The sequence below is a fragment of the Escherichia sp. MOD1-EC6021 genome (genome assembly GCF_002965245.1).
Taxonomy (GTDB): Bacteria; Pseudomonadota; Gammaproteobacteria; order Enterobacterales; family Enterobacteriaceae; genus Escherichia; species Escherichia coli_F.
The window spans coordinates 40,474-65,084 of sequence record NZ_PTRU01000001.1 but is presented as its reverse complement, the minus strand read 5'-3'; the positions used below and the strand labels follow the sequence as shown (position 1 = coordinate 65,084).

Here is a 24,611-nt window from a genome sequence, read left to right as displayed (position 1 = left end):
ACAGACCTGAAGGGAAAGACATATTATCAGGCGTTCTGCTCGTCCTTCTCAATGAGTTTACTTTTCTGAATTTCCAGGATACTCAAACCACCCTGGCTATTATGCGCTCATACACTCAAATTAAAGATAGGTTCTAAATAAATGAGCGTTTTTGATAGTCTATTTTATCAGGTAATATATATTTGCAACAAATCAATCAACGTGGAATAAAATCATGCTACCATCTGTTTCAATCAACAATACCTGCCCTACTTACACAGAATCCACCAATGAAAATAACAATAATGAAGTTAATGGATTAGTACAAGAGTTCAAAAACCTTTTTAATGGCAAGGAAGGAATAAGTACCTGTATTAAACATCTACTTGAGCTTATAAAAAATGCCATACGAGGAACCGGTGAACTTGATAGAATAATTATCAATAATTCCTCAGTTACTTATATTGATATTGGCTCCAATGATACAGACTATATTACTATTGGTATCGACAACCAAGAACCAATAAAATTATCTGCGAACTATAAAGACAAAGAACTCGTCCGTACTATCATTAATGACAACATAGTTGAGAAGACTCATGATGATATAAATAATGCTGAATATACTGATGATGGTATTATTGGTATTCATAATCAAGAACCAACAAAATCACCTGCAAACGATGAAAACAAAAAAGTCGGTCAAACCATCATCAGTGAAAATGTAGTAGAGAATACTCATGATATCCATAACAAGGAAATGATCTGCAGCGCAATAAAAGAAATATATGATGGAAATCCTGGTTTTATCTTCGATAAAATATCGCACAAACTCAGACATACGGTAACGAAATTTGATGAGAGCGGGAAAAGCGAACCAACGGACTTATTTACCTGGTACGGTAAAGATAAAAAAGGCGACTCTCTTGCTATTGTAATTAAAAATAAAAACGGAAATGATTACTTATCTCTCGGTTACTACGATCAGGACGACTACCACATTCAAAGAGGAATTCGTATTAATGGTGATAGTCTCACCCAATATTGTAGTGAAAACGCCAGGAAAGCTTCAGCGTGGTTTGAAAGCAGTAAAGCTATCATGGCAGAGTCATTTGCAACAGGTTCCGATCATCAGGTTGTAAACGAGCTCAACGGGGAAAGACTGAGAGAACCTAACGAAGTTTTTAAACGTTTAGGTCGAGCAATAAGATACAATTTTCAAGTGGACGATGCAAAATTTAGACGCGATAATGTAAAAGAAATAATTTCTACTTTATTCGCTAACGAAGTTGACGTTGACAACTCTCAAAATGAATATAAACAGTTTAAGGAAATCGAAGATAAAGTTGAAAAAAGACTTCAAAATCGCCAGATGAAATATCAAAGTGAAATTAAACAACTCTCTGCGTTGGGTGTTAATTTTGATGATAATTAAAATTATTTGTCCAGTTTTTTGATTTTTCAACGTCTGAATATCGGAAACAGTCAGTGACGAACATCAGTATTTTTACATAATTCGTCCGGGTCATTGTCGGTTTGTCTCCTTTTACTTGTGGTAATTGAGGGATAACAACAAAAAAGGTGAGTTTTGCGACTCACCTTTTTATTTGTTTCTTATTCAGAATCGATATCTTTTAACTCATCCTGAATCGCTTGCGCGTTCGGGTTTTCCTGCGGTTTGAGTTCGCCGCCATTGGCGATGAAATCATGACGCTGGAAGTACGCTTCGCGCACCATAATGTATGGGTCGGACGACTGACGCAGCAGGCCGTCGGAATCCAGCAGTTGCGCACGGGTTTCGATACCTTCAAGCGTCCATTTACCCACGGACATCGGCCAGGTCAGCCAGGAAAGTACCGGGTAAAGACCATCCGCCATATCACCGCCGTCATCACGCAGCGTGAAGCTTCCGTAGAACGGTAATTGTACGTACGGCCCATACCCCACGCCATAATGACCAAGCGTACTACCGAAGCGGTGAGGTTCAGTCCGTTGCAGTTTCGGGTTCGCCATCCCCGCAACATCAATAAAGCCGCCCATCCCCAAAATAGTGTTCAGGAAAAAGCGGGTAAAGTGGACCATCCCCTGATAAGGGTCGCCCTGCAAGAAGTAGTTAACCATCACCGCAGGTTCTTCAAGGTTGCCGGTAAAGTTGCTCAAACCGTTACGCGCCGGTTGCGGAACATAATCACGCCAGGCGACTGCGACCGGTCGAACAATATACGGGTCTAATACATTGAAGTTGAAGTTGTACATGGTGCGGTTGAACCCTTCTAATGGGTCAGAACGCCCTTGCTGATCTGTACCGGAACTCGCACACCCCACCAGAAGCGTAGTTCCAAGAGCAAGCGCCGACAGGCGAAGCTTCATAAATGTCTCCCTGTTTTTTTATGGCTTATGCAGTTTGCCATCCATGACGGAACGATACCGTATCCGCCTGTTTAGGTGTGGGCGATTGTAACAGCACGTCAACTGATGTCCAGACGCCCTGATTTGCTGATTTGATCATAGCCTGGTAATCGCCGCCCTGTAGGCTACTTGATTCTATAGAAACAGAAAAAGGCAAACGCAGCCTTTTCTACATTTTCAGAGTAACTCCCGCCAGTTGCGAGCAAAAAAGCCGCTACGCTTTAGCTATACGTGCTAATTCAAGAGAAGAGACCATGGACAACGACAAAATTGATCAACACAGCGACGAAATTGAAGTTGAGAGCGAAGAAAAAGAACGCGGCAAAAAAATAGAAATAGATGAAGACCGACTCCCCTCCCGGGCGATGGCAATTCATGAACATATCCGCCAGGATGGTGAAAAAGAGCTGGAACGCGACGCAATGGCGCTACTGTGGTCAGCCATTGCGGCGGGTCTGTCGATGGGCGCTTCACTACTGGCAAAAGGGATATTTCATGTCGAACTGGAAGGCGTGCCGGGCAGTTTCTTGCTGGAGAATCTCGGTTATACCTTTGGCTTTATTATCGTCATTATGGCCCGCCAGCAATTATTTACCGAAAACACCGTGACTGCGGTACTACCCGTCATGCAAAAACCGACAATGAGCAACGTCGGCTTACTTATGCGGTTATGGGGCGTCGTGCTGCTGGGGAATATTCTCGGGACAGGTATTGCGGCGTGGGCATTTGAATATATGCCTATCTTTAATGAAGAAACTCGCGATGCATTTGTAAAAATCGGCATGGATGTGATGAAGAACACCCCCAGTGAGATGTTTGCCAACGCGATCATTTCCGGCTGGCTGATCGCCACTATGGTATGGATGTTTCCTGCAGCGGGTGCGGCAAAGATTGTAGTGATTATATTAATGACCTGGCTTATCGCCCTCGGAGACACCACCCACATCGTTGTCGGTTCTGTAGAAATCCTCTATCTGGTATTTAACGGCACGCTGCACTGGAGCGATTTCATCTGGCCCTTCGCGCTACCTACTCTGGCAGGAAACATCTGCGGCGGCACCTTTATCTTCGCGTTAATGAGTCATGCACAGATCCGTAACGACATGAGCAACAAGCGCAAAGCAGAAGCACGCCAAAAAGCAGAACGTGCGGAAAACATTAAGAAAAATGATAAAAACCCGGCATAAATGGCGAGGGTTTAAGCAATCGAGCGGCAGTGTACTTACCCCGCTGAGCATTAGCGGGTATACTCATGCCGCATTGTCCTCTTAGTTAAATGGATATAACGAGCCCCTCCTAAGGGCTAATTGCAGGTTCGATTCCTGCAGGGGACACCATTTATCAGTTCGCTCCCATCCGTACCAGTCCGCAAAATCCCCTGAATATCAAGCCTTCCGTAGATTCGCAGTTCGTCATGGTTCGCGTCAGATCGTTGACAGCCGCACTCCATGACGGGTAAAAAGTGGATAAAATAATTTTACCCACCGGATTTTTACCCATGCTCACCGTTAAGCAGATTGAAGCAGCAAAGCCGAAAGAAAAACCATATCGCCTTCTCGATGGTAATGGCCTGTACCTTTATGTCCCTGTATCCGGGAAAAAGGTATGGCAGCTTCGCTACAAGATTGACGGTAAGGAAAAAATACTGACCGTAGGAAAATATCCGCTTATGACTTTGCAGGAGGCAAGGGATAAGGCATGGACCGCGAGGAAAGACATCTCGGTTGGCATCGATCCGGTAAAAGCGAAAAAGGCTTCGTCTAACAACAATTCCTTTAGTGCGATTTACAAGGAATGGTACGAGCACAAGAAGCAAGTCTGGTCAGTAGGCTATGCAACTGAACTTGCAAAAATGTTTGATGACGACATTTTACCTATCATCGGCGGCCTTGAAATTCAGGATATTGAGCCGATGCAACTGCTGGAAGTAATCCGCAGATTTGAAGATCGCGGTGCAATGGAGCGAGCCAACAAAGCACGCAGAAGATGCGGCGAGGTTTTCCGTTACGCTATTGTCACCGGAAGGGCTAAATATAACCCAGCACCTGACCTTGCTGACGCCATGAAGGGATACCGCAAGAAGAACTTCCCGTTTCTTCCAGCAGACCAGATCCCTGCATTCAACAAAGCACTGGCAACATTTTCAGGAAGTATCGTATCGCTCATTGCGACCAAAGTTTTACGCTACACAGCCCTAAGAACAAAAGAGCTTCGTTCCATGCTATGGAAGAACGTCGATTTTGAAAACAGGATTATCACCATCGACGCCAGTGTGATGAAGGGACGCAAAATTCATGTGGTCCCGATGTCAGACAAGGTGGTTGAACTTCTCACTACGCTAAGCTCAATCACCAAACCAGTCTCAGAGTTTGTTTTTGCCGGGCGCAACGATAAGAAGAAGCCAATCTGCGAGAACGCGGTATTGCTTGTGATCAAACAAATTGGCTATGAAGGGCTGGAAAGCGGTCACGGATTCAGGCATGAATTCAGCACGATTATGAACGAGCACGAATGGCCTGCTGATGCTATTGAAGTGCAACTGGCACATGCCAACGGCGGATCTGTGCGCGGTATTTACAACCATGCGCAGTATTTCGATAAGCGCAGGGAGATGATGCAGTGGTGGGCGGACTGGATTGATGGGAAGGTAGAGTGAACGGACTTAACTAGCTAAGAACGCAAAGCTTAGAAAGCCAGTGCAATATTTATGCTATTAACGCAACAAAAATTACTCAAATATTCATTGAGGTTCACAAAAACACCTTATCTATTGGTTTGACAAGTGCATTATTGTTAAGTTTATTGATGTGATAATAGCTAAAGACTATAATGTAGAACCTTTAAACATAGCAACCAATAGTGATATTTTATGGTACTTTCAATACATTATCTTAGAGGTGTTGCGGCTCTTTTTGTAGTTCTTTTTCATCTGAGATCGATAATTGCAGGAGCATATGCTCAGGAAAATTTAGGAGATATTCTTTTTGACTATGGATACTTTGGCGTAGATCTTTTTTTTATGATAAGCGGCTTTGTAATAGTTTTTTCAACACAGAATGACTCATCAATAAAATCATTTGCAATAAAGAGATTTTTTAGAATATATCCGATTTATTTGATTGCCATTCTCATAAGTTATGCTTTATCAATAAATAGCTACACCACCTTAGATTTATATAAATCGCTTTTTTTCATACAATATGATTATTCATCTATAGCTCCATTCTATGGATATTCTATGGTGTCAGCAGCGTGGACCCTATCTTATGAGGTTGTGTTTTATTTTATATTTACAATATCAATGTTAATATCTCATAAATTCAGAGCATTTGTTTGTTCGGTTTTTATACTGACTTTATTTGTGATAAATAACTTCATTTTCAATAACAGCGGCGATTATTCTGCTTACGCATCAATTAACATAAACGGGCCTCTAGAATCGATAGTAAAGATAACATCATCGCAGATGATGATTGAGTTTGTTATCGGTATGCTTATGTGTAATGTTTTTTTGTTTATAAAAAATAACATCACAATAAAAAGAAACTTCATTTCTCCTTTGCAAATATTAGCGCTGCTGCTATCAATAATAATGATAATATCGCCACCTGAATATGGGCATGGAATTGATAAAGTTGGGATTGGGTGTTTTATTCTTATTCTATCATTTTTATCAATTGAGATAACAAACGGCATTAGAACTTACAGAATTTTAATGTTTTTTGCCAATATATCGTATTCTCTTTATCTGTCGCATTTGGTTGTTTATAACGCCTTGAATAAATACATGTACAGCATCCCATATATAAGCAATATGCATGGATTTCCAAAAATGTCGCTTCTTCTAATTTTGTTTATAACGATAGCATGGGTCATACATATGTTGATTGAAGCACCATGTGCTAAAATAGCGAGGATAATACTAAGATAACATAAAAAACAAGTCACCTTGTTAAAAGGTGGCTTGTTTTAAGAATATATGCGTAAATATAAAAATAGATGTAATTACAATGCAACCACAATCAATACATATCATACAGATCCATAAATAGCCACAGAAACATGTTTTGGTGAAACTAGGTTTCCAGCAGTATCTCTGGTTTCAATTCTTACTGATGAATTTGTTCTAAAGCTTCCTTTTTCAGAAACAACTACAAAATAATCATATCCTTCCGCGTCAGCACTACCTATAACCCTAATTCCTTCAGCATTATTAACCTGTTCTGCCATATATATAGAATAAGTTCCGGTGGTGTTGTATTCAACCCTTGCTATACCATTTGCCTCTAATATTGTGCCATCGGATGAGAAGCACGCTGTTGATATTGGTGTATTTTTTATTATATCTCTTCCATATCCACCAACAACTATTGATGGAGATAAAGATGCGTAACCAGCATCTATTTTTATCGTGTTTTTAGAATCAACGCCTGGTTTAATGCGTATATCGGAACTGTTGATAAGCGTTAAACTTGAATCCTGATTAGTCAACTCTATCTCATATGAATATGAAGGCGCTGTTGATGATTTATTGGATGCGCCAATCATTGTCATATTGCGGCAGAAATCTAGTTTAACCGGAGGTGTGGCGTTCCCGGGGTAGGAGTTTATGGAGATATTTGTAACAGTATGGGAATCACCTCCGAAATAAAACTCTGGATTTGTGTCAGAAGCGCTAACGTTGGTTTTGCAGCAATCCTCGGAGTATAAGTTTCTATATGCGTTAGATGCTCCGACTGAGTACATAACTCCACCGTTATTATTATCACCGACTATTCTGTCGAATGTATTAGCCGCACCTGCAAGAGTGAAAAGACCAAAATCATCATTGAACTGGATAAGAACCTGCTCATAATTGCAACAATTACATCCGTTTATCTGTATTGCCTTGCTAGAGAAATTTTTTACAGTTATATTTTTAATTTCCCCATGCACTAAAAACCCATCATTACGTATAGCTTGTGCTAAAGGATAAGACTCCTTGTCCGTCTCAAAACGAATTCCCTGATACTTGGTAAAAGTTGTATTTGTTGACTCACACTTGAATGCTGCCCCGTTGAAATTAACGTAAATCAACTGTTGATTATTCACTTGCATTCCGTCGCAACAAATCAATTGAAAAGATGAACTCTGCGGCTCAACAACCTCATTAAAAAAATAATAACCATCTGGTGCGAAAGGAATTAAAATCCTTGAGTGCGGGTAGGCATTAATGCAATTCTGAAACCCAATTGATGAATTTACATCAGGACCGTTTCCATCAAGAAACCATGAAACGTTTATATCTCCTGCAAATTGTCTTTTCCATCTTCTCCCAAGGAGATCAACTAATATTGTTCCGTCATTATCTTGTGCTGATGTGTCTATTTTATCAACAACAAAAAAACCACATCCATTATCATTTTTATAACTTCTACCTCTGCAATTTATTATCTCGCCATTACCTGAGTAATTTCTTATATCTTCATATGTTGCCCATCCTATAAGCGTAGAACCGTAAATGCCATATAAATCAACTCTTAGCTGATCAGGGTCATACTTCAGCACATTCGGAAAATAAAACTGCTGCGCACCGTACGCATCATAAACAGCCATAGAATGGCCTTGCACAGTTACGAATTTGGCAATCTGTCCGTTATATACAGGATACCCGCCAGCGTTAATGATGATTGGCTGTGCAACAGGAACGTGAGAACCGTCTTCGTTCTCAACATAGACCTGAATCTGGTTTTCAGGATTTACCGGGTCAGTGTCAATTTTTCCGATATAAATTTTGCCATTAGCCACGGCTTTAAAAGAACGCGCCATAGTGAAGAGTTGCGAAGGCATGCTTACCACAACATTTGCGGTGATATCTGACATTTCATTGCTCCAGACGAATGTTATGATGCAACCATGATGTGGTTACATACCGAAATGGTACTATTGAGTATTTATCCAGTAGGTTACGATGCCATTCCACCCATTTGGTGAGGCATTGATGATGTACAGCAAATACGACGAGGCGCAGTTTCACTTGAGACTTCCGCATGAACTCCACGCGAAAATTAAGCAGCGTGCGAAGATGAATAACAGGTCGCTGAACTCAGAGATAATTGCAGCGATTGAAGAATCATTGGCTAAACAAAGCTCTGCATCAGTTTATATTGACGATGCAGAGCGTATGGCAGAACAACAATCTGATATGGTTAAGAAAATTGTCTTTGATACGCTTAAGACCATGTATAGCAATAATAAAAAGGAAACATAGAAATCTAGTTTCCGGCTAAAATGGCATTGCCTTCATGATATCCTGTGAAAAACTAAGGAGAGTTAACCATATGAAAAAATCACTGTTAATTATCCCGCTTCTGCTGGTTGGATGCGCAAAAGTAAGTGACTATCAAGCAAGTTGCGAACAACGCTATCAAAAGCTTAGCGATATGGCTAATTGCCTTGATGCCAGTGTGAAGAACGACTCACGCATGGCATCAGCACCAACACCTAAGCTTTATGTCCTTGCTGCGAAGATGCTCGGGCAAGGTGTCGATGAAGGCAAGATAAGTGACACACAGGCAAGACTTGAACTTCAGAATCTTTATGTTCAATTACAAAGCCAAGAACAAGCACAACAAATAGCACAAAGCCAAGCATTCCAGCAGGCTTTATTGAATTATCAGGCTGTAAACACAATGCAAGCGATCGAGCAAAAAGCGCGCCAGCCTGTTATAACTCAACCTTACCCAACACGCGTTGACACATATACAAACTGCAATTCAGGATTTGGAAACACGGTAACATGTAACAGTAGCAGCAATATCAGATAGTTATATCTTATTTTTATTGCTGTTCTGCTGTAATTTGGCTTGAAAGTATAGGGCGTATCGCATTTGCAGCATTATTTAGCGCTCTTTCATAGGCTGGTGTTCCTGCTTTGGTGTTTGCCAAACGTAAGAGAGCATTCCTTGCTGCTTTTGACTCATACAAGCGCATCATTGCACCGAAACCAGCCTCAAGCCCCATTGATACGCCAAGAGTCGCAGTTGCGCCAATCGTCCTTATCCTGTTGGCTTGCGATTGCCCCGTCTGAGTTACTACATTTGCGGTGTCTGACCTTGCTGTTTGCTGTAGAACTTCATGAAGAGCATCAAGCTCTTTCATGTGCTTTCCAGAAAAAATAGTGTTGTAAATTTCACCGCCTGACTGAGATTTCAGCTTATTAACTTCAGTGATGAACTTGGCTGGAGAGTCCCCGGCCTTTTCCGCTATTTTGCTGACGTAAGCTGCACGCATAGCATCTTTCCCCTTATCATCCAGTGCGCTCCAGATTCGTTTCACGTCAGATGGTTTTCTGCTTAATACAACGGTATTTATAAGTTCAGGACTGGCTTCACTGCTTGCCTTGTTGAGCTTGTTGGCAATGTTTTTATTAAGCACCTTATTATAAACGTTTGCATAATCGGAATTTGCTTTAAGGTATTTTGCTGCGTCTGACGCACCGAGGTTTTTTGCAACTGCGTTACGAAGGTCTTTTGACATTGCATTCTCTACCATATTGGTAGCTGCTTTTGCCTGGTTGGGGAAGACCATAGCATCTCCCTGAACATTAGATCTAAATGCTGTTCTGTGCTGACGCAAGAGATCAAACGTAACATCCAAATCAGTTGCAGGGTTTGCTAATTCTTCACGTAGGTTACGCAAGGATGTAAGCAGGCTTTGATTGGCAGACGTCCCAAGCCGTTCCTGTCTTGCGATCGCTGTATTCAGAGCATTCATGGTATTTGTGGTATCAACTGCGGCATTACCCATTTTATTGGTGACGTCATTGATAACAGCGCCAGCGGCATCCTTCCGCCCCCTTAACGTGGTGGTCAGAGATTTCACCACATCATCAGGGTTGTACTCACCAAAACGGTCAAAATAATTGCTTACCAGCTTACTACGCGTTGCATATTGCTCCGCTCGCTTTGAGCCTGTCCCGAGCAAAGCCCCCTCGGCATCCTGAGTAAGGCTACGAGTGAAAGCATTTTTCGGCGGGATAACATCAGATGTCATTGGTGTCACGCCCATCGATTCTGATGTGGCAATTTTCTTCGCCACTTCTGGCGCAATATCACCTTTTATAGCCGTTATTCCACGCCCTATTCCCTTTGCTGCTGCGGAAAGAACACCCTGAGCGGCAAGGTTAACTCCGGCATTTTTAGCTGCATTTTGTGCGAAATCGCCTTTCTGATTTGCGGCCTCTGCCAGTGATCCAATAGCCATGCTTCCTGCCGTTCCAACTCCTGGAACTAAATACCCACCAATTGTTTCACCGGCTTGTGCGTAGGAGTCTGTCGGTCTGTCTACTGGACGATAAACATCATCCAAAACCTTGGGGCCACCAAGCCCCTGACTGATTGCATTAATCAGACTTGCGCCGCCCTGCAATACGTCAAATGGTATGTTTACCAGACCACGACCAGCTTGTTCTGCAATTTGCCCTGCACTTTGACCACCAGTGAGCCAATCGCCAGCTTGTTGCATCAATGATGGTTCTTCCCGTGTTGGTGCATTATTGGCCTGATTAACTGTTTGTTGCTGAACAGCCTGACCAGCAAAATACTCATCAATGGCGGTGCCAATATCTTCGGTGCTCGTACCATCAGGAAAGGTAAATGTCTTACCGTTTGCAGTTACTTTCATCATTCCACCGTAAATTGAATGCCTGATTTTGAGGTATATGATCCAACCTGATTCCGTGGTTCACCTGAAGGTGTCGAATCTTGTGCTGGCGCTGCGTCAGTATTCATTGACATATACCGCTTAACGGCACTCCCCAATGATTCACCTTTTTTAACATCCAACCCCAATATCTGACCGCCATTACGCGATTGTCCAGGGTTGCCATTCGCGCTCATCCACTCGGCTTTAAACTCATTAAACTGCGCGTTTCGTCGCTCAAGGTTTGCCATAGCATCAAGCCATCTTGCGACCGTCTCAGGGTTATCCATGTCAGTTGGTGCACCCTGACGAACGATCTCAACGTCTTTATCCGTTGCGGGGCCGGGAGGTAGGAATTTAAGAACCTGACTGTTAACAAGGGCATTTTGGCGAATGCGCAAATCACGCAATGTCGTATCGCTTCCGGTAAGTTTTGCGAACATGTTCTGTGCGTTACCGAACAAACCTGTCGTTGGTTTTTCTGCTCTGAACTGTTGAGCAAGCGCACTCATGGAATTGGCTGAGTTTGATGATGCTGTGGCATTGTTTACAGCTGTCTCGATGCCTTTTTCCATGTTTACTGACAGCTTAGGTGCTTCGCTAATCAACTGCTGTGCCTTTTCCTGCGCTTGCTGCATCTTAAACCCGAACTCTTGCTGATCCAGAGCCAAGCGTTGTGCTGCGATATTGTGCCCAGTCATTGCTGACTGATAGGAAAGGTTTTGGCCTCTCGCCTGAAGCGCCTCTCCAGCCTGATTGCTGCGGATTGTCTCTGCAAGTTTTCCGCGATCAATCTCACGACCAGCCATCTTGTCCTGAACATTGAAGTAATCAATCGGACCAAGCGCAGCCATCCCAAGGTGATCAACAAACTCACCAAATCCTGAAGGGTTCTGCTGATACATCTGAGCAACGCTGTTAGGGTCAACACCGACGCGAGTCAGTTCCTTGGCGTTGTTTTGCAGCCATGATTGCATTGCTTCTGGAGACGATGCCGCAAGGCGTGCGCCAGCCGCTAAGGTGCCGATAGAATTGCGCTGGTCTTCGTCTGCCCACTTCATACCAGACTGAATCTTCTCTAATTGACCAGGATATTTGGTCATCAGATCTCGCACCTGCTGCCGATCACCTGACTGGATGGCTGCCGCATATTCTTTTTGGAATGCAGCATCCGCTTCCTGTTGCTTTGCAGCTTGATATGTTTGAGCGACACTACCAAGTCCCTGCAACGCCTGAAGGCCGATGTTATTGCGACCTGAACGCTCCATTTCGTTGTTCTGGCGAATATAGGCCAACGCCTCACTTACATCACTTGCCTTTGGCGCATTTGAGTTTTGCCCACCGATACCAGCAAGAAAACCGCCTGAGTTGATTCCTTGTTGCCAAGTAGCCATATTCCCACCTTAAAACAATGATCCAAGACCACCGATAATGCCGCCACCAATAGCGCCAACAGCCGTACCTATTCCTGGCACCACAGAGCCAATCATCGCCCCTGATGCCGCACCGCTCATGGCACCTCCCAAGGCTGATTGCAGTCCTGATGGTCGGTTAGCATTAGCCGCAGATGCTGCCGCCTGCTGTTGATACAATTGGCTGACGTTGTTAGCGTAGTTTTGTCCGGCGTTTGCCTGACCTGTAAGAGCACCAAGGCCGATATTTGCCAGATTGTTGTAGTTGTTCATCTGACCTGACAGCCAGTTTTGACCGAGTGTAGGCGCGATTGCTGCCAACTGGTTTCCGGTTGCTGTAGAGCCTAATCCACCAGTTGCTTCTGCTGCTGCCAGACTCTGATAGCGCGCCTGACCTGCAAGGTCTTTGTACTGCTGAGAGTTGTAATACTGGTTAAGAGCCTGACCTTGCCCCTGAAGAGAGGAAAGATTCTGCAACTGTGATACGTACTGCTGAGCGAGTGGCGTGAACGGTGCAAGGTTTTGCATGTTCGTCTGCCACATTTCACGCTGCAGTTCGATGCCCTTTTCAGTTGCGCGTGCCTGGGCTTTAGATCCGGAGTCGCTGCCGCCTTTCATATACCCATTCATGGGAAGCAATTTATTCTTGAAGCTTTCGCTAAGTACTAACATTTAATAGCTCCTCATATTTCGAACGAGGTAATTGATAGAGGGTGATTCCTACCGGTTTTCCGTTACTCATGTACGCATCATCAAGGTGACCAACACGGGTAGCGCCAAGCAAACGGATAATTGCCCGTCCGTATTTGGTGGTGTCAGGAACCATGGTGATGCTGTTAAGGAATGGTGAGTTTTCGAGAAGCCATTTGCAGAATAATCGATGCCCTTGTAGTGCATATTCGCCACGGAATCCGGGGTCATACACCGCATGGCATTCAACAACGCTATGCCAGAAGTTACGCACTTCATGAACGCCAGCCAGCACTAATCCTTCGTAGATGCCGAGATATACCGCATCAGGCTTGATGTAGTATTTATCTCCACTGTCTACGATATTTCCCGTGTTTGCCGGGTTGTTGAGGAATTCTGCAAGCTTCACCGGATTATCGATGAGCTTTATTTCCATCACTGCTCCGCAATGATTTTGATGGTTGTGGCAGTAAACGCCGCACCATTTGACTGAATGGTTAACGTACTGCCATTTGTGGCAAGAAAGCCGTCTTTATCCACGCTGAAGAACGTAGCTAACAGGATGTTGTCGGTTGTTGTCGCCGAGTTGCGACTGCTTACCAGTGTGTCAGGAACAGAACCGGAGAATGTTAGCTGCATTGACCTGTTGGCGGTTCCGCTGGGCCACGTCCCGACGATCGACAGCTTGAAGAACAAGGTTTTGTTCTCGTTGAACACAACCATCTTGTTGTTAACGGTGTCGAAGAATGGTGCCAACGCGCCGGATGACGGCGTGAGCGTTTTCAGCAGGCTAACAAGGTTGGTCGGCGCTGTCGGGATGGTTACAGATACGCCAGAGTAAACAACCTCTGACTTCTTGCGAGTAGTGGCATACTCCAGAGCATCGATGCGCGTTTCATGGTCTGAAAGCGTGTTTTGAATGGCGACAACTTCATCCGTCAGGTAATCAATATCGTTTTCTGCTGTCGTTAATCGTGAATCAAGGCCGACTATCGCCGCTTCTGCGTTAGTGATCCTTGTTTCGTGGTCCTGAATCTTCGCTTCAGCTGATGCCAGTCGAATTTCGTGATCGACAAGAATCACATCCTGCTCATCGTTCCTGACTTGTGCGTCATAAGCTCCCTGTCCGGCCTCGTTGGCCTTGTTAGCCACATTACCAACATCAGTACCCTGTGCAATAACGTACAGCAGATATGACTGCGAGAAGATATTACGCGGAAGGACTGATGTGTCGAGTCGTGTAGCCTGAATGATTACCGGCTCATTGAGATTCGAATCAGCCATTACTCGATCCTTATCTGGCAGCCAGACAGAGTGACAGGTGACTTCGTGATAACGCGCAATTTGAATCCGACATTTTTCCTTATTCGCCCGACACGCTTCCACAAAACGCGTTTGTCGTAAACGAACGGTTCATTCTGCTCAATCATCTGCTCACGCCCGTAATTGATGCCGTCAGTGGTTGCAGAGAGAAAAAGGCGGTCAGCATACTGCGCAACTCCAGTTGACGATTCAACTTCAAGGTCGAAAACTCTGGCGTTATCCGCTTTGAACAACGGAGTAAACAGCAGGTGTTCCTGCTGCTTGTCGTACTGGCTGCTGATATCGAACTGCAATTTCCCGGTCACGGATTCCAGCTTATCGCCGCACGTTATCTGATTGCCTTCGTAAATGAAGTCGATAGCGCGGTACACATCGTCATACAGGCCTGTTTTCAGCACACACCATTGCGGACCATTAGCGCTTGAAGATGCGTCATATAATAGGACGTGGCGCGGCAGGTGGATAATCAGCAACTCATGAGCATCAAAGCGCAACGATTCCATCACGCCATCAGCCAGTTCATCAGCAGTGTAGGAGCGGAGGATTTTCTCAATGCTCGCGCTGGCGATTGGTGAAACCTGACCGGATCCGATGATGTATACAGATGGCGCACCTGTTGCCGGATTGCTGATGAACGCATAGGAATCAGCGAATGGCGTTTTGCAATAGGTTCCGGCAATACCTTTCTGCACCATCAGCGATGGTTGTGCAACATACAAAGCGGCACCAACGGTGGTTGCACCAGTCAGGGAGAAATATTCAATCGTCGATGAACCAAAGCAGACGATGAAGTCTCGCCATGTTCCGATGCCGATGATGCCGTCAGGCTGAGACTCTGCGCGATATTGTGCGCTGTAACGGTCAGGATGAGATTCGTCTTCAAGGTCAGTGATAAACCATGAATCAGTACCGTCTTTTGACCACGCATAACGCCCACGTAAGCGTGTAATGTCGCGGACTGAGCCTAACTCATACTGCGTGAATCCGCTGCCTGTAGGCCAGTTTGAGACGGTTTTAACCGTGCCATCATAGCGATACTCGACCAGTTGACCATTAACGCCTACCGCCTGTGATGTTCGACCATGAGCCATTGATACGCGACCACTTCCGGCAACATCACCGACCTCACTTTCGCCCTTATACAGTTTGCCACCACACACGCGATAAACAGCATTCTGCGCCATGTTGTATTCGACGCCTCGCGATACGCCGTTCACATCAGAACGTTTGGCAATGCCCGGGAATGAGCGAAGATATCCGCTACTGTTCAGGATTTCTTTGGGTGTAGCCAGCATATTCACTGGCAGATAGTCGATATAGTCGGCGTTTCGGAAGTCTTTGCCGACACCTTTCATGAGCGGAAGTTGCTGAATCGGCATTATTCGCTCCCGTTATCGCAAGATTCTTTTCGGTGGAAGTAATTCCAACCGTTCCACTTCGCCAACTGGTTACCGCTACCAACAGGCATACGGTTTGGATAACCGGACTTACATTTAGCGGCTTTTGCTCTGTCCATTGCAGACAGTTTGACGAGTCGCTCTTTCCCGTATCTGGCAGTGGTTATAAGTTTTGCTGACGCTTCCAGCGCATAATCCGGAGCAATGCGGCAGGCAAGGTTGAAAATGACGGCATTGATAGCGTTATTTGATAAACCGTGCTCATCTCCCGGATCCGGAGCGACATCTGCATCAGCGAAAATGTAGCCAACGTTGATACCTGGTGACGAATCACCGCCAAGCCATTCCGCCATCATCATTTCAAGGTCGTTGACTCCGTCTTCCATAGACTGCGGTTCGACATCGGTTAACGTGGCATTTGATGCCACACCGAGCTTACGTAATGCCGCAAGAACTAAATCACCCTTCGTTGTCAGGTTCATCTGCTGCCGCCTTAGGTTTTCGACTAGGCTTTTTACGCTGTTTTTCTTCTGGCTCTGGCTCTGCAACATCCTTCAAAAGGTCATCAGGATGTGAAAACCAACCAGCATCCAGATATTCCTGAAGCTCTTCGGCTTTCACGATTTCAAAGTCGTATCCAACGCCTTTCCACTTCTTCATGTCTCCATGACGAAAAATCATGTGTGTCATGCTTGTCTCCAGATAAAAAAGGGAGCCGAAGCTCCCTCTGGTTATCACGCGGTCTGGTTAGGCAGACCAACACCAATTGCCTCTGGTCGTACAGCACATGCTGAATACCACACAGCAATACGGCACTTACCAGACAGAGTGTTGATATCACCCTGCGTTGCGAAGATGCCGTTAACACCAATGCCTGGAATGCTGAAGGAAGACGTTTTCATGCCAGCAAACAGTTCATGGGTTACCGGAATCGGCTGAGACAGCAGGCGGATTGAGTCATCAGCCCAGAACACGTTAGCGGTGGTTGTTGCCACGTTCAGAACGTTTACCGGAGTGGTATCAGCAAGAGAGGTGTTTACGTTAGCGTAAGCCTTCTCTTCTTTTGTCAGTGACGCGTCATCCAGCGCAATCGGCTTCGGCGTGATTTCGATGTGAGTACTATCGATCACTCGGGTGATTGAGAAAGTAGCATCATCAGTCAGCACGTTCTTCGCCATCTGAGACAGGAATTTCACACCAGTGAAGCTGATTTTGTCGCCGCGCTTAAATCCGGTGGTAGATGATACGGTCACCGTTGCAACACGGTTGTCAACGTTCTCTTTGTTACCATCGGTATCAAGAGTGTATGCCTGGGGCTTAAACTTCTGCGCACCAGAAACAGTTACACCAGTAGCGGTTGACTTGGTAACTGCCGGAAGTTTCGGTGAGCGAAGAATTTCATCAAAGCCAGCAATCTGACGCTGAATAGTACCGTTGCGATACGCTTCTTCAGGAACGCGCCCGAAGATGTCACCATCTACAAGATTGCGGCCTGCTTTGCGGTAATCGTCAGGGTTCAGGAAGTAACTGATGCCCATGTCGCGGTTTAGCTCACGGGAGAACATCAGGCGCTCTGCATCAGACACAAAATCCCAGCCAGACAGGCCAGTAGATGGACCAATTGCGCGGGTATCGTGAACAACAAGCGAGCCCATTTCAGTTGCCTGTTTGGCAATCGCTGACTCAATGTTATTCGCCAGTTTTTTGGCGGATGCCTGGATGCGGCGACGGTAAGAACGCTCATCACGCAGGTCATCTGCACGAAGCTCGAAGAAATCGTTATCCGGATCGCCCATGTTGCATTTCACGGAGAGCTCCAGAATCCCGGTTGCTTTGCCAGTTAAATCCCAGCCAGTCTGGGTTGGCGCTTCCTGCTCAACAGGCATCCACACGGTGTTGCTTGAACGCTGCATGGATTCTGCCGGAGGGGTGTATTTTGTCACTTTGGACGCCATTGGCGTCAGGTTCTGGACGGTTTCGATGATTTCATCCAGAGCATACGTGACCAGTTGACCTTCATTTAATGCCATTATCGAATTCCTTTATTCAGTTGCGCCTTGAGCTTGCGGTACGTCTCTACATCCCCTTTGTTTGCTGCCGCTTCCATCTGCTTTTCAATCGCAGAGATATTTGCAGCAACAGCGTGTCCCTGAATGGGTTCATCAGGTAACGGGGCTTCTGAAACAGGCTTGGCTCGAGGCTTGAGAGTTAAACGTTCTGACAGTCGAGTGAGTTCAATCAGCGCGGATTGCCCGTCCATCGCCAGCAACTGGCGTGTTTTCTCAGGATTAGCACCAAGGTGATACATGAGAGCAGCGGATTTCTCCGGGAAGAGGCGCATGATGTCGGCACCGACTGCTGGCGGCACCAGTTGCATGAATGCATCCTCTTTCTCCTGATAGTCAGGGATATTGAGCTTTTCCGCTGCGTCGTAGTGCTTACGGGCTGCCTCGACATATTGCGCTGATTGCTGGGTGAACTCCTGAGTTTTGCGACCCTGCTCGGCGACAGCCTGGCTTCGTGCGTCCATAGCCTTGATCTGCCATTCACTATTTGCCTGCTGGAAGGCAGCCAGTGCGCGGCTCTGGTCATAGTCGTACTTAGCCAGTGCGTCTTCGGAAAGATAATCGTTAGGGTCTGGTTGTTTTGGTAACTCAGGGTTCACCCGCAGGTGCTCCGGCAACTCTCCACGCTTAACCGCTTCCATCTGCTGCTCAAGCTCACGCTGGCGTTTGCGTTCGATGCGGCGACGGGCAAATTCAGCATTAGTTGCCGGGTCTTGTTTTGGTTTCTCATCGTCTTTCAGGACAATCTCGAAGCCTTCTTCCTGGCCTGCGTTGTCGTTGGCATTATCGACAACTAAGCCATCAGCAGATGCCGCTGCATGATTGCCGGGCAGGGTTAATTCTTCAGAAGCCTGAATGTCGGTGGTTTGGTCCATGATTAACTCTCTCTTATTGAGGTGTCTCGGCTACTCCGCCGGAGGGGATTTGAACTTGACGCATAAGATTCGCGAAATCCATGCGTTGTGAATGAGTCTGGTCTGCATCTTTAAGAAGCAGCTCAGCGTTAGCGCGAGCGTCTTTGCTGCGCTGTTGCTGGAATTGACCTACGAGCTTGAGGTACTCACGCAGTTCTTCCTGCTTGTCGAGGTCCATATTGTTGAAGATTTCTGCAATCTTCGCGGCGTTGAGTTGGTTTTGGGCTTCAACCTTGGCGGCTTCAACCTGAATCTGCGCCTGTTGGTTCTCTGCCTTGAGCAATTCAGCCTGACCTTGCAGAAGGATACCCTGCGCCTGAATTTGCTCTGCTGATGGATGCTGCGGCTGCTGTTGAGCCTGCTGTACCATCTCCATCTCTTCAGGTGTTTCTGGTTTCTTCAGCCCCATCATCACCAGTTGCTTGTTCGCGTACTCTCGCATCATCTCGACGCCTTTACCGTCAAGCAGCGTAAAGTATTGCAGCATCAGCATCTGGAACTCTGGAGTACCTTGCGGAACCTTAGTGAGCAACTCCTGAATCTCTGCGCGGTTCTGTTCCTTCATACTCTGGAAGGATGGTCCAACGTCTGTATAGCACTCATAGCGACCGCGAATGTCGTTGAGTGTGACCACATTGCCGGACTGGTAATCTACAACTTGCGCGTAGAGTTGAACGTCTTTCTCGCTTCCGTCTTCAAGAGTCAGCGTTACATGGCGAGGAACGTCATAAATATCGTTGACCATTGAGGCATAAATCTCGCCATCACGTCGCATTGCGGTAGCCAGGTTATCCTGAAACACGTATGTCTCAAGGTCTGCCCGCATGTTCAGTTGATTGACGGTATCGAAAGCGACCTGACCATTTGCCGCCTGCGCATCCACGCCAAGACTAGCTACCTCTTTCACTGCGTTGGTGGCAGCCTCAAGCATGTAAGCGTTGGCTTGCGGCACTTCAGGGTTTTCCATGTAGGAGATTGGACCAATCGGCAGGTCGTTACCGTTTTCATCGGTCTTGTTCTGCAGATAGTACGGATAGTCATCATTTCCTCCGTACATGTATTCGTAGCCTTCGATTTGCTCAGGGAAGAAGGTCGGTTTCTTCTTCGGTGAACGAGCAACGATATCGGCGTTGAATGACATGATCATGTTACGAAGGCGTTGACCGTCTTTCGTCAGCCTTACCACTCCTTCGTAGCACTCCTTGTCACCAGCGAATGACCATTCACCATACACTGGAACGATTGGAATATGCTCTCCTGCTATCTTCTCGCGGTCTTTCAGTATCTGCGTGCAGGTGATGATCGACTTATACACACGACGACGCTTGACCTTACGCTCTGCTACCTTAATGAATCCACGATTAGCCAGGTCGTCGATGACGTCTTTGATATCCTGCTGGTAATAGCTGACCGGCTCACCTGTCAGCGGGTCGCGGTAGATGAAGACTTTCTCCTTCTTCTCTTCTACCTCGTAATACTCAGCGACGTAGACGACATCATTCGATACCCACGGAAACAGCCATGTATCGTTCGGATTCTGGAAAGATGGCAGCGTGTCAGGATCAATGCCGTAATCCTCTGCGAACTCTTTCCAGCCATTGCGTGACAAAGCGTTAATCACCGTGCAGTGCTTAGCATCGCTCTTATCCATCTGCTTGCTGTTGGCGTCCCATATGACGTGTGAGCAGGCTTCATGGATTGGCAGGCGTCGGATTACCTGATTGTTGCTTGTTGGGTCGTTGTCTTCGTACTGGGTGACCAGACGCCATGCACCAACGCCGGACTCTATCTGCTCACGAACGCCAACGTTAACGGCAATTTTTGCCGTGTTATGGCGCATATCAGTACGATACATTCCCATCAACACATCGGCAGCATCAGGATTAGCGCCGTCTTTGGGTCGGAAGAGAACGTCGATAGGGTTCCGGCGCATCTCTGCGACCAGTTTCCTGACCACCGGGCGAACAACATCGAATTGTCCGCGATATTGCAGGGTAGTGTAGTTTGATAGCCAGTCATCCCATTGCGACACTCGGCTAAAATACAGGTCATTTGTCGCCTCGGTTCTGGCTTCATCGCTCGCCATCCAGTCCGCGTCAAACTTACACAGAATGGAATTGAGTCTGTTTTCGTCGGCCATTTAAGTTCTCCGTGCGATGGGCCTGATTGGGGCTGGTATCTTTTTCTCTTTTGGTTTTTTGATGTCGCGCATCATTTTGGCGAAGCGGCGCATCATGTATGCATAGCGAACGGCTGAGAGAACGTCGTCGTTAAGCTTGACGATCTTCCCGTTTTCATCACGGTGATAGAGGCGGAACTCCTCAAAGAATGGCTCACAGGTGTTGAATACTTTGAAGCGACCATCAAGCATCATGTCGCGCAATTCAGTGATGCCAGGTTCAACAGCATTACCGCCATCAGGCCATGTCGCATGCTCCTGCAACATCATAAAACCAGCGTCCGCGTACTGCCCTTTGAGCTGCTCACCGCCGCCCTTCTCATGCTGGTTTCCGTCATGAGGCCATGCAGTTGGCACTTTATGCGCCCATGATTTAACGGATCCCCACGCCTGAACGGCTGTTTTTTCTTTCGCCTTCCACACGCGTGAAACGTAGATTGTGTCTGCGTCCTTATCCCACCAAAGCTGAACCTGCGCCTGCGGGTGATCCCATCCGAAATCCATCCCGCCAATTACGTAGAAGTGATCAGGACACTCGAACGGCTGACACTTAATCGTCTCTTCCGGTATCTGGAAGATTCGCCCGCTACCCATCGTAGGAATACCGCGAGCACGCGCCTCTCTCTCATGCTCGGGATAGGATGCGATGATTTGCTCTTTCTGCTCTTCGGTATAGTGCTCAGCGTCATAGATGGTCATGTTGACCACTTTCTGCGACTTGCTGGGGTTCTTCAGGAACTTGGTAACAACGTCAGACATCCCCATCAGCGGGGTAAACGTCAGAATTGAGAATTGCCCGTATTTGTTGGTACGGGTAAGCCCTTCGCCATAAATGCTGTATGGTGGTTCTTCGTCAAACCACACGCCGTGGATTGTGTCACCCTGCCAGCGTGCACGGCCTTGCGAGTATGGTTTGAAGTAGCAGATTGAAATGCCATCTTCAACGCCATCAGCCGTGTGATGCTTAACCAGAAGATGATCAACAAGGTTCGGAAAGAAAGGAGACTTCTTCCAGCTAATGATGTCCTCTTTCGGTATTGAACCGTAACCCGGTTCATCATTCTCTTCAATACGACCGCACAGGATGCGTTGAGTCGTTTTGGTTACCGTCTCGTTTGTCTCGCCGCCAATCCAGAAGACAACAGGCTCATAGAAACGCTTACCTTTCCACTCACCGCCATATTTACCATCAGCAGGATAGCCTTTTGTTCCCGGATAACGCCCGGTAAGGTGAAACGCGACTTCAGCAGCACCAGTAAATGACTTACCAAGCTGGTTACCAGCCATAAAACAGCGCTCTGGATAGTCATGCCCGGCGTCGATGAACTCACGCTGTTTGCTGTATGGCGTAAATTCATATAGCAGGTGTGTGTTCCGGTAGTTCTCTTCTTCTTCGAGTAGCTCGAGCAATTCGATTTGCTCTTCGTCGCTCAGGTTATCAAGAATCGCGTCCAGTTCCACGGTTGAATAGCTCCTTGATACGAGAGCGTCGCTTATCGCGATCTCCCTTATCAGGTGTCACGTCTTCAACTTGCGACTGCTCTTTGAGGCCCAAATCACGGGCGATGATGTTAGCGTTGAGAAGGTCAGCGGCTGCGCCAGAGAATTTCTGGTCGTAGATGACCTGCTCTGCTCGCGTAACGACTTCAGATAAATCTTCTCGCAGGCGATATGTGCGCCATGTTTCAAGCGTCACATCAATGAACAGAGTGAGGCCTGTAATAGTCATCGCTCGCATCTTGGCGATAGGCTCTTGTATCACTTCACCCTGATACGAGAACGCCTTCATCTCCCATAGCGGGTTAGCTTCTACCCACTCGAAGTATTCACAACAAGCAGCCCACAGCGCCTCAGGCGATTCGAATTTAGGGTTTCGCCCATGACTACTGCGGGCCTCCCAAAATCGGTTGCCCTTTGGTGCTGCCATATTCATCTCACTTAGTTGTTATTTCAGGCTGAGGACTCTTTCGCGCCTTCAATCAGTGACTGCTTCAGCAATTCGAGTGTACCAATCGCCTCGCATAAACTGATTTCACCATCGTAATCATGGATGACGCTTTCCAGCCGCTCGTATAGCTCTTGAGTAATTGGGAATTTCTTCTCATTACCAAGATCAACGACGTTTGTCATAGAGGATTCCTATAATTTTGAATATCCAGACTCAAATACCTCAGCAGGAGAATATGATTCATATCCATCCTCATAGACAACGTAATAGCCTCCAGACATTGGTCGGTGCTTACAGATATATTCCGCGCTAACATCAAATGCTGCGTATTTCTTATCATCCGGATGAATAATTGCCCCATAACTAGAAGAGCCAGTCTTACCAGACTGATCTGGGTTTGGCTTATGTTCTATAGAGCCAATCTTCAGGGCGCGAACTTTTTTGTGGCACTGGTATCTCGGCATTTCTTGTTCAGTCATCTCTTACACTCCGGTAGTGAACAGGTCTAACGCTTCCTTCGATTTACGCACCGCTTCGAATGTGCGGATCGTGATATCTGAATTAGCGCCACCTGACTGGAAGTGAATTTTGAATAGCTCAAGCTTCAGCTCGTCAGTGCCAATGAATTGAAACGCTTCCTCTGCGGCTGCGTTCTGGTTCATGACCAGCTTGTAAATCTCTAACTGGAATTTCTGTTCTTCAGTCATGGGAATAATCTCTGCCATTGTTGGCTCCGTTTATCCGTTAAAAGGGATATCAGTTAAGTTATCCCGTGTAGGGTATAAGCCATTGTAGAGACCATTCAATGAGTGGTCTCTGCAATAACCGATGTCTTTCCATCAGTCCGCCACCACAAAGAATCTTTTTTGCCATAAGGCAGGAGGTTCATCTTTCAGTGGCTGACAGTGTTATTTCCCCACTTTCTGGCTTGGGTTGTTTCGCTGTACTGCCGTTAATTAGTGACCAGAAATTAACTCCGGTTTCATTATCAAGCCCACCCGTAGATGGGCTTTGTAATGGATAGCCGTTGCTCAGTTCTCGTAATGCTTTGATTTTTCCGATAACGCAGTTTTGCGTTTGCCATCAGCACGCGATATCGAGAGTCAACTGCAGTTGCTCGCGCCAGTACTCAACATTTGCTTCAATAACCGGCTTATTCCATCGCCAGCGAGCCATCTCTCTTGCCCCATTGCTGGCTTTTGATTTCCGGTCATCGCGAATGCGACATGCTTGCTCATATTTCTGCTGCTCAGTCAGTTCACCGCGAAGCAGACTATCAATGTGCAGGTCGCACCACACAGCAAAACGAGCATCACACCAACGGGCAAATGCAACTGAAAGTTTTGGATGTAGCCACGTACCACCACCCCTGTCCTTTCGTGCCTTGCTGGTTTTTACATACCTCGATTGTGAGGGATGTAAAATTTGAGATTCTTTCCCGGTCAACGCTTCGTCTAAAGCACGAACGTATTCAAGCGTTTCTGCCAAACGCATCCAGTTATCAATGCGTTTCCCAAATCTCTCAGCAACACCTGTGACGTTGATCCAACCATCAGTGTTGAAACTGACAATTTCACCTTTGTAATTAAGTGGCACGATATTCATAACGTTT

At 46.3% G+C, this 24,611-nt stretch carries 25 protein-coding genes and 1 tRNA gene; 7 read left to right on the top strand and 19 right to left on the bottom strand.

What is annotated here, in order from left to right; genetic code table 11:
* Positions 1 to 214 precede the first annotated feature (214 nt).
* Complete coding sequence (locus BEB54_RS00425; protein ID WP_105277553.1) at positions 215 to 1,414, top strand: hypothetical protein; 1,200 nt, start codon at positions 215 to 217, stop codon at positions 1,412 to 1,414.
* A gap of 179 nt (positions 1,415 to 1,593) precedes the next feature.
* On the opposite strand, the gene mlaA is transcribed toward BEB54_RS00425, so the two are convergent.
* On the bottom strand, positions 1,594 to 2,349 hold the full coding sequence (gene mlaA, locus BEB54_RS00420; RefSeq protein ID WP_000776770.1) for a phospholipid-binding lipoprotein MlaA: 756 nt from the start codon (positions 2,347 to 2,349) through the stop codon (positions 1,594 to 1,596).
* 293 nt (positions 2,350 to 2,642) lie between these two features.
* Between mlaA and BEB54_RS00410 the strand changes: the two genes are divergently transcribed.
* The 4 genes from BEB54_RS00410 to BEB54_RS00395 all read left to right on the top strand — a co-directional run bounded on the left by BEB54_RS00410 (position 2,643) and on the right by BEB54_RS00395 (position 6,319).
* The gene (locus tag BEB54_RS00410; RefSeq protein ID WP_000368131.1) at positions 2,643 to 3,575 is read left to right on the top strand and encodes a formate/nitrite transporter family protein; all 933 of its coding nucleotides are present in this window, start codon (positions 2,643 to 2,645) and stop codon (positions 3,573 to 3,575) included.
* Positions 3,576 to 3,650: 75 nt separating this feature from the next.
* Positions 3,651 to 3,725, top strand: a tRNA-Arg gene (locus BEB54_RS00405).
* Between the two features lie 161 nt (positions 3,726 to 3,886).
* A complete protein-coding gene (intS, locus tag BEB54_RS00400; RefSeq protein ID WP_105282106.1) occupies positions 3,887 to 5,044 on the top strand; it encodes a prophage integrase IntS in 1,158 nt (385 codons plus the stop codon).
* Between the two features lie 213 nt (positions 5,045 to 5,257).
* Complete coding sequence (locus tag BEB54_RS00395; protein WP_105282105.1) at positions 5,258 to 6,319, top strand: acyltransferase family protein; 1,062 nt, start codon at positions 5,258 to 5,260, stop codon at positions 6,317 to 6,319.
* Between the two features lie 101 nt (positions 6,320 to 6,420).
* Here the strand turns inward: BEB54_RS00395 and BEB54_RS29180 are convergent, their stop codons facing one another.
* Entirely contained in the window at positions 6,421 to 8,250 is a 1,830-nt protein-coding gene (locus tag BEB54_RS29180) for a phage tailspike protein (RefSeq protein ID WP_236943368.1), read from the bottom strand.
* A 121-nt stretch (positions 8,251 to 8,371) separates the two neighbouring features.
* Here BEB54_RS29180 and BEB54_RS00385 point away from each other — a divergent pair, with 121 nt between their 5' ends.
* Together BEB54_RS00385 and BEB54_RS00380 are read left to right on the top strand one after the other, a co-directional pair.
* Positions 8,372 to 8,638, top strand: coding sequence for an Arc family DNA-binding protein (locus tag BEB54_RS00385; protein ID WP_000287054.1), 267 nt, complete (start codon positions 8,372 to 8,374; stop codon positions 8,636 to 8,638).
* Positions 8,639 to 8,708: 70 nt separating this feature from the next.
* Positions 8,709 to 9,194, top strand: a complete 486-nt coding sequence (locus BEB54_RS00380; RefSeq protein ID WP_105282104.1) for a hypothetical protein — start codon at positions 8,709 to 8,711, stop codon at positions 9,192 to 9,194.
* 13 nt (positions 9,195 to 9,207) lie between these two features.
* Here the strand turns inward: BEB54_RS00380 and BEB54_RS00375 are convergent, their stop codons facing one another.
* The 17 genes from BEB54_RS00375 to BEB54_RS00295 form a co-directional block, all read right to left on the bottom strand.
* Positions 9,208 to 11,052: a DNA transfer protein gene (locus BEB54_RS00375; protein WP_105282103.1), complete on the bottom strand. Its 1,845-nt coding sequence runs from the start codon at positions 11,050 to 11,052 to the stop codon at positions 9,208 to 9,210.
* On the bottom strand, positions 11,052 to 12,464 hold the full coding sequence (locus BEB54_RS00370; RefSeq protein ID WP_105282102.1) for a phage DNA ejection protein: 1,413 nt from the start codon (positions 12,462 to 12,464) through the stop codon (positions 11,052 to 11,054). Before BEB54_RS00370 ends, BEB54_RS00375 begins: the two co-directional genes overlap by 1 nt.
* 9 nt (positions 12,465 to 12,473) lie before the next feature.
* Positions 12,474 to 13,154: a hypothetical protein gene (locus tag BEB54_RS00365; RefSeq protein ID WP_001544386.1), complete on the bottom strand. Its 681-nt coding sequence runs from the start codon at positions 13,152 to 13,154 to the stop codon at positions 12,474 to 12,476.
* Complete coding sequence (locus tag BEB54_RS00360; RefSeq protein ID WP_000403514.1) at positions 13,141 to 13,608, bottom strand: DUF2824 family protein; 468 nt, start codon at positions 13,606 to 13,608, stop codon at positions 13,141 to 13,143. The genes BEB54_RS00365 and BEB54_RS00360 overlap by 14 nt, the downstream gene beginning before the upstream one ends.
* Positions 13,608 to 14,456 (bottom strand): tail needle knob protein, encoded by an 849-nt coding sequence (locus tag BEB54_RS00355; RefSeq protein WP_105282101.1) that lies wholly within the window; start codon positions 14,454 to 14,456, stop codon positions 13,608 to 13,610. The genes BEB54_RS00360 and BEB54_RS00355 overlap by 1 nt, the downstream gene beginning before the upstream one ends.
* Complete coding sequence (locus tag BEB54_RS00350; protein WP_105282100.1) at positions 14,456 to 15,874, bottom strand: packaged DNA stabilization protein gp10; 1,419 nt, start codon at positions 15,872 to 15,874, stop codon at positions 14,456 to 14,458. The genes BEB54_RS00355 and BEB54_RS00350 overlap by 1 nt, the downstream gene beginning before the upstream one ends.
* Positions 15,874 to 16,374, bottom strand: a complete 501-nt coding sequence (locus BEB54_RS00345; RefSeq protein WP_105282099.1) for a packaged DNA stabilization gp4 family protein — start codon at positions 16,372 to 16,374, stop codon at positions 15,874 to 15,876. The genes BEB54_RS00350 and BEB54_RS00345 overlap by 1 nt, the downstream gene beginning before the upstream one ends.
* Positions 16,352 to 16,582 carry a hypothetical protein gene (locus tag BEB54_RS00340; protein WP_089519029.1) on the bottom strand — a complete coding sequence of 77 codons (231 nt, stop codon included), beginning with the start codon at positions 16,580 to 16,582 and terminating at the stop codon, positions 16,352 to 16,354. The genes BEB54_RS00345 and BEB54_RS00340 overlap by 23 nt, the downstream gene beginning before the upstream one ends.
* A gap of 44 nt (positions 16,583 to 16,626) precedes the next feature.
* A complete protein-coding gene (locus tag BEB54_RS00335) occupies positions 16,627 to 17,922 on the bottom strand; it encodes a P22 phage major capsid protein family protein (RefSeq protein ID WP_072800732.1) in 1,296 nt (431 codons plus the stop codon).
* Positions 17,922 to 18,833 (bottom strand): scaffold protein, encoded by a 912-nt coding sequence (locus BEB54_RS00330; protein ID WP_000373006.1) that lies wholly within the window; start codon positions 18,831 to 18,833, stop codon positions 17,922 to 17,924. Before BEB54_RS00330 ends, BEB54_RS00335 begins: the two co-directional genes overlap by 1 nt.
* 13 nt (positions 18,834 to 18,846) lie before the next feature.
* A complete protein-coding gene (locus BEB54_RS00325; RefSeq protein ID WP_105282098.1) occupies positions 18,847 to 21,012 on the bottom strand; it encodes a portal protein in 2,166 nt (721 codons plus the stop codon).
* A complete protein-coding gene (locus tag BEB54_RS00320; protein ID WP_105282097.1) occupies positions 21,013 to 22,512 on the bottom strand; it encodes a terminase large subunit domain-containing protein in 1,500 nt (499 codons plus the stop codon).
* Entirely contained in the window at positions 22,490 to 22,978 is a 489-nt protein-coding gene (locus BEB54_RS00315; RefSeq protein WP_000729922.1) for a DNA-packaging protein, read from the bottom strand. The genes BEB54_RS00320 and BEB54_RS00315 overlap by 23 nt, the downstream gene beginning before the upstream one ends.
* 23 nt (positions 22,979 to 23,001) lie before the next feature.
* Positions 23,002 to 23,181 carry a hypothetical protein gene (locus tag BEB54_RS00310; protein WP_105282096.1) on the bottom strand — a complete coding sequence of 60 codons (180 nt, stop codon included), beginning with the start codon at positions 23,179 to 23,181 and terminating at the stop codon, positions 23,002 to 23,004.
* Between the two features lie 9 nt (positions 23,182 to 23,190).
* Positions 23,191 to 23,478 (bottom strand): hypothetical protein, encoded by a 288-nt coding sequence (locus BEB54_RS00305; RefSeq protein ID WP_001700895.1) that lies wholly within the window; start codon positions 23,476 to 23,478, stop codon positions 23,191 to 23,193.
* A 3-nt stretch (positions 23,479 to 23,481) separates the two neighbouring features.
* The gene (locus BEB54_RS00300) at positions 23,482 to 23,724 is read right to left on the bottom strand and encodes a DUF2560 family protein (protein WP_024623275.1); all 243 of its coding nucleotides are present in this window, start codon (positions 23,722 to 23,724) and stop codon (positions 23,482 to 23,484) included.
* Positions 23,725 to 24,082: 358 nt separating this feature from the next.
* Entirely contained in the window at positions 24,083 to 24,604 is a 522-nt protein-coding gene (locus BEB54_RS00295; protein WP_105282095.1) for a KilA-N domain-containing protein, read from the bottom strand.
* Positions 24,605 to 24,611: the final 7 nt, after the last annotated feature.

Bases quoted from the DNA above. Each gene is read 5' to 3' on its own strand.
- BEB54_RS00425 (WP_105277553.1), top strand. From the start codon at position 215: ATGCTACCATCTGTTTCAATCAACAATACCTGCCCTACTTACACAGAA.
- mlaA (WP_000776770.1), bottom strand. From the start codon at position 2,349: ATGAAGCTTCGCCTGTCGGCGCTTGCTCTTGGAACTACGCTTCTGGTG.
- BEB54_RS00410 (WP_000368131.1), top strand. From the start codon at position 2,643: ATGGACAACGACAAAATTGATCAACACAGCGACGAAATTGAAGTTGAG.
- intS (WP_105282106.1), top strand. From the start codon at position 3,887: ATGCTCACCGTTAAGCAGATTGAAGCAGCAAAGCCGAAAGAAAAACCA.
- BEB54_RS00395 (WP_105282105.1), top strand. From the start codon at position 5,258: ATGGTACTTTCAATACATTATCTTAGAGGTGTTGCGGCTCTTTTTGTA.
- BEB54_RS29180 (WP_236943368.1), bottom strand. From the start codon at position 8,250: ATGTCAGATATCACCGCAAATGTTGTGGTAAGCATGCCTTCGCAACTC.
- BEB54_RS00385 (WP_000287054.1), top strand. From the start codon at position 8,372: ATGTACAGCAAATACGACGAGGCGCAGTTTCACTTGAGACTTCCGCAT.
- BEB54_RS00380 (WP_105282104.1), top strand. From the start codon at position 8,709: ATGAAAAAATCACTGTTAATTATCCCGCTTCTGCTGGTTGGATGCGCA.
- BEB54_RS00375 (WP_105282103.1), bottom strand. From the start codon at position 11,052: ATGAAAGTAACTGCAAACGGTAAGACATTTACCTTTCCTGATGGTACG.
- BEB54_RS00370 (WP_105282102.1), bottom strand. From the start codon at position 12,464: ATGGCTACTTGGCAACAAGGAATCAACTCAGGCGGTTTTCTTGCTGGT.
- BEB54_RS00365 (WP_001544386.1), bottom strand. From the start codon at position 13,154: ATGTTAGTACTTAGCGAAAGCTTCAAGAATAAATTGCTTCCCATGAAT.
- BEB54_RS00360 (WP_000403514.1), bottom strand. From the start codon at position 13,608: ATGGAAATAAAGCTCATCGATAATCCGGTGAAGCTTGCAGAATTCCTC.
- BEB54_RS00355 (WP_105282101.1), bottom strand. From the start codon at position 14,456: ATGGCTGATTCGAATCTCAATGAGCCGGTAATCATTCAGGCTACACGA.
- BEB54_RS00350 (WP_105282100.1), bottom strand. From the start codon at position 15,874: ATGCCGATTCAGCAACTTCCGCTCATGAAAGGTGTCGGCAAAGACTTC.
- BEB54_RS00345 (WP_105282099.1), bottom strand. From the start codon at position 16,374: ATGAACCTGACAACGAAGGGTGATTTAGTTCTTGCGGCATTACGTAAG.
- BEB54_RS00340 (WP_089519029.1), bottom strand. From the start codon at position 16,582: ATGACACACATGATTTTTCGTCATGGAGACATGAAGAAGTGGAAAGGC.
- BEB54_RS00335 (WP_072800732.1), bottom strand. From the start codon at position 17,922: ATGGCATTAAATGAAGGTCAACTGGTCACGTATGCTCTGGATGAAATC.
- BEB54_RS00330 (WP_000373006.1), bottom strand. From the start codon at position 18,833: ATGGACCAAACCACCGACATTCAGGCTTCTGAAGAATTAACCCTGCCC.
- BEB54_RS00325 (WP_105282098.1), bottom strand. From the start codon at position 21,012: ATGGCCGACGAAAACAGACTCAATTCCATTCTGTGTAAGTTTGACGCG.
- BEB54_RS00315 (WP_000729922.1), bottom strand. From the start codon at position 22,978: ATGGCAGCACCAAAGGGCAACCGATTTTGGGAGGCCCGCAGTAGTCAT.
- BEB54_RS00310 (WP_105282096.1), bottom strand. From the start codon at position 23,181: ATGACAAACGTCGTTGATCTTGGTAATGAGAAGAAATTCCCAATTACT.
- BEB54_RS00305 (WP_001700895.1), bottom strand. From the start codon at position 23,478: ATGACTGAACAAGAAATGCCGAGATACCAGTGCCACAAAAAAGTTCGC.
- BEB54_RS00300 (WP_024623275.1), bottom strand. From the start codon at position 23,724: ATGGCAGAGATTATTCCCATGACTGAAGAACAGAAATTCCAGTTAGAG.
- BEB54_RS00295 (WP_105282095.1), bottom strand. From the start codon at position 24,604: ATGAATATCGTGCCACTTAATTACAAAGGTGAAATTGTCAGTTTCAAC.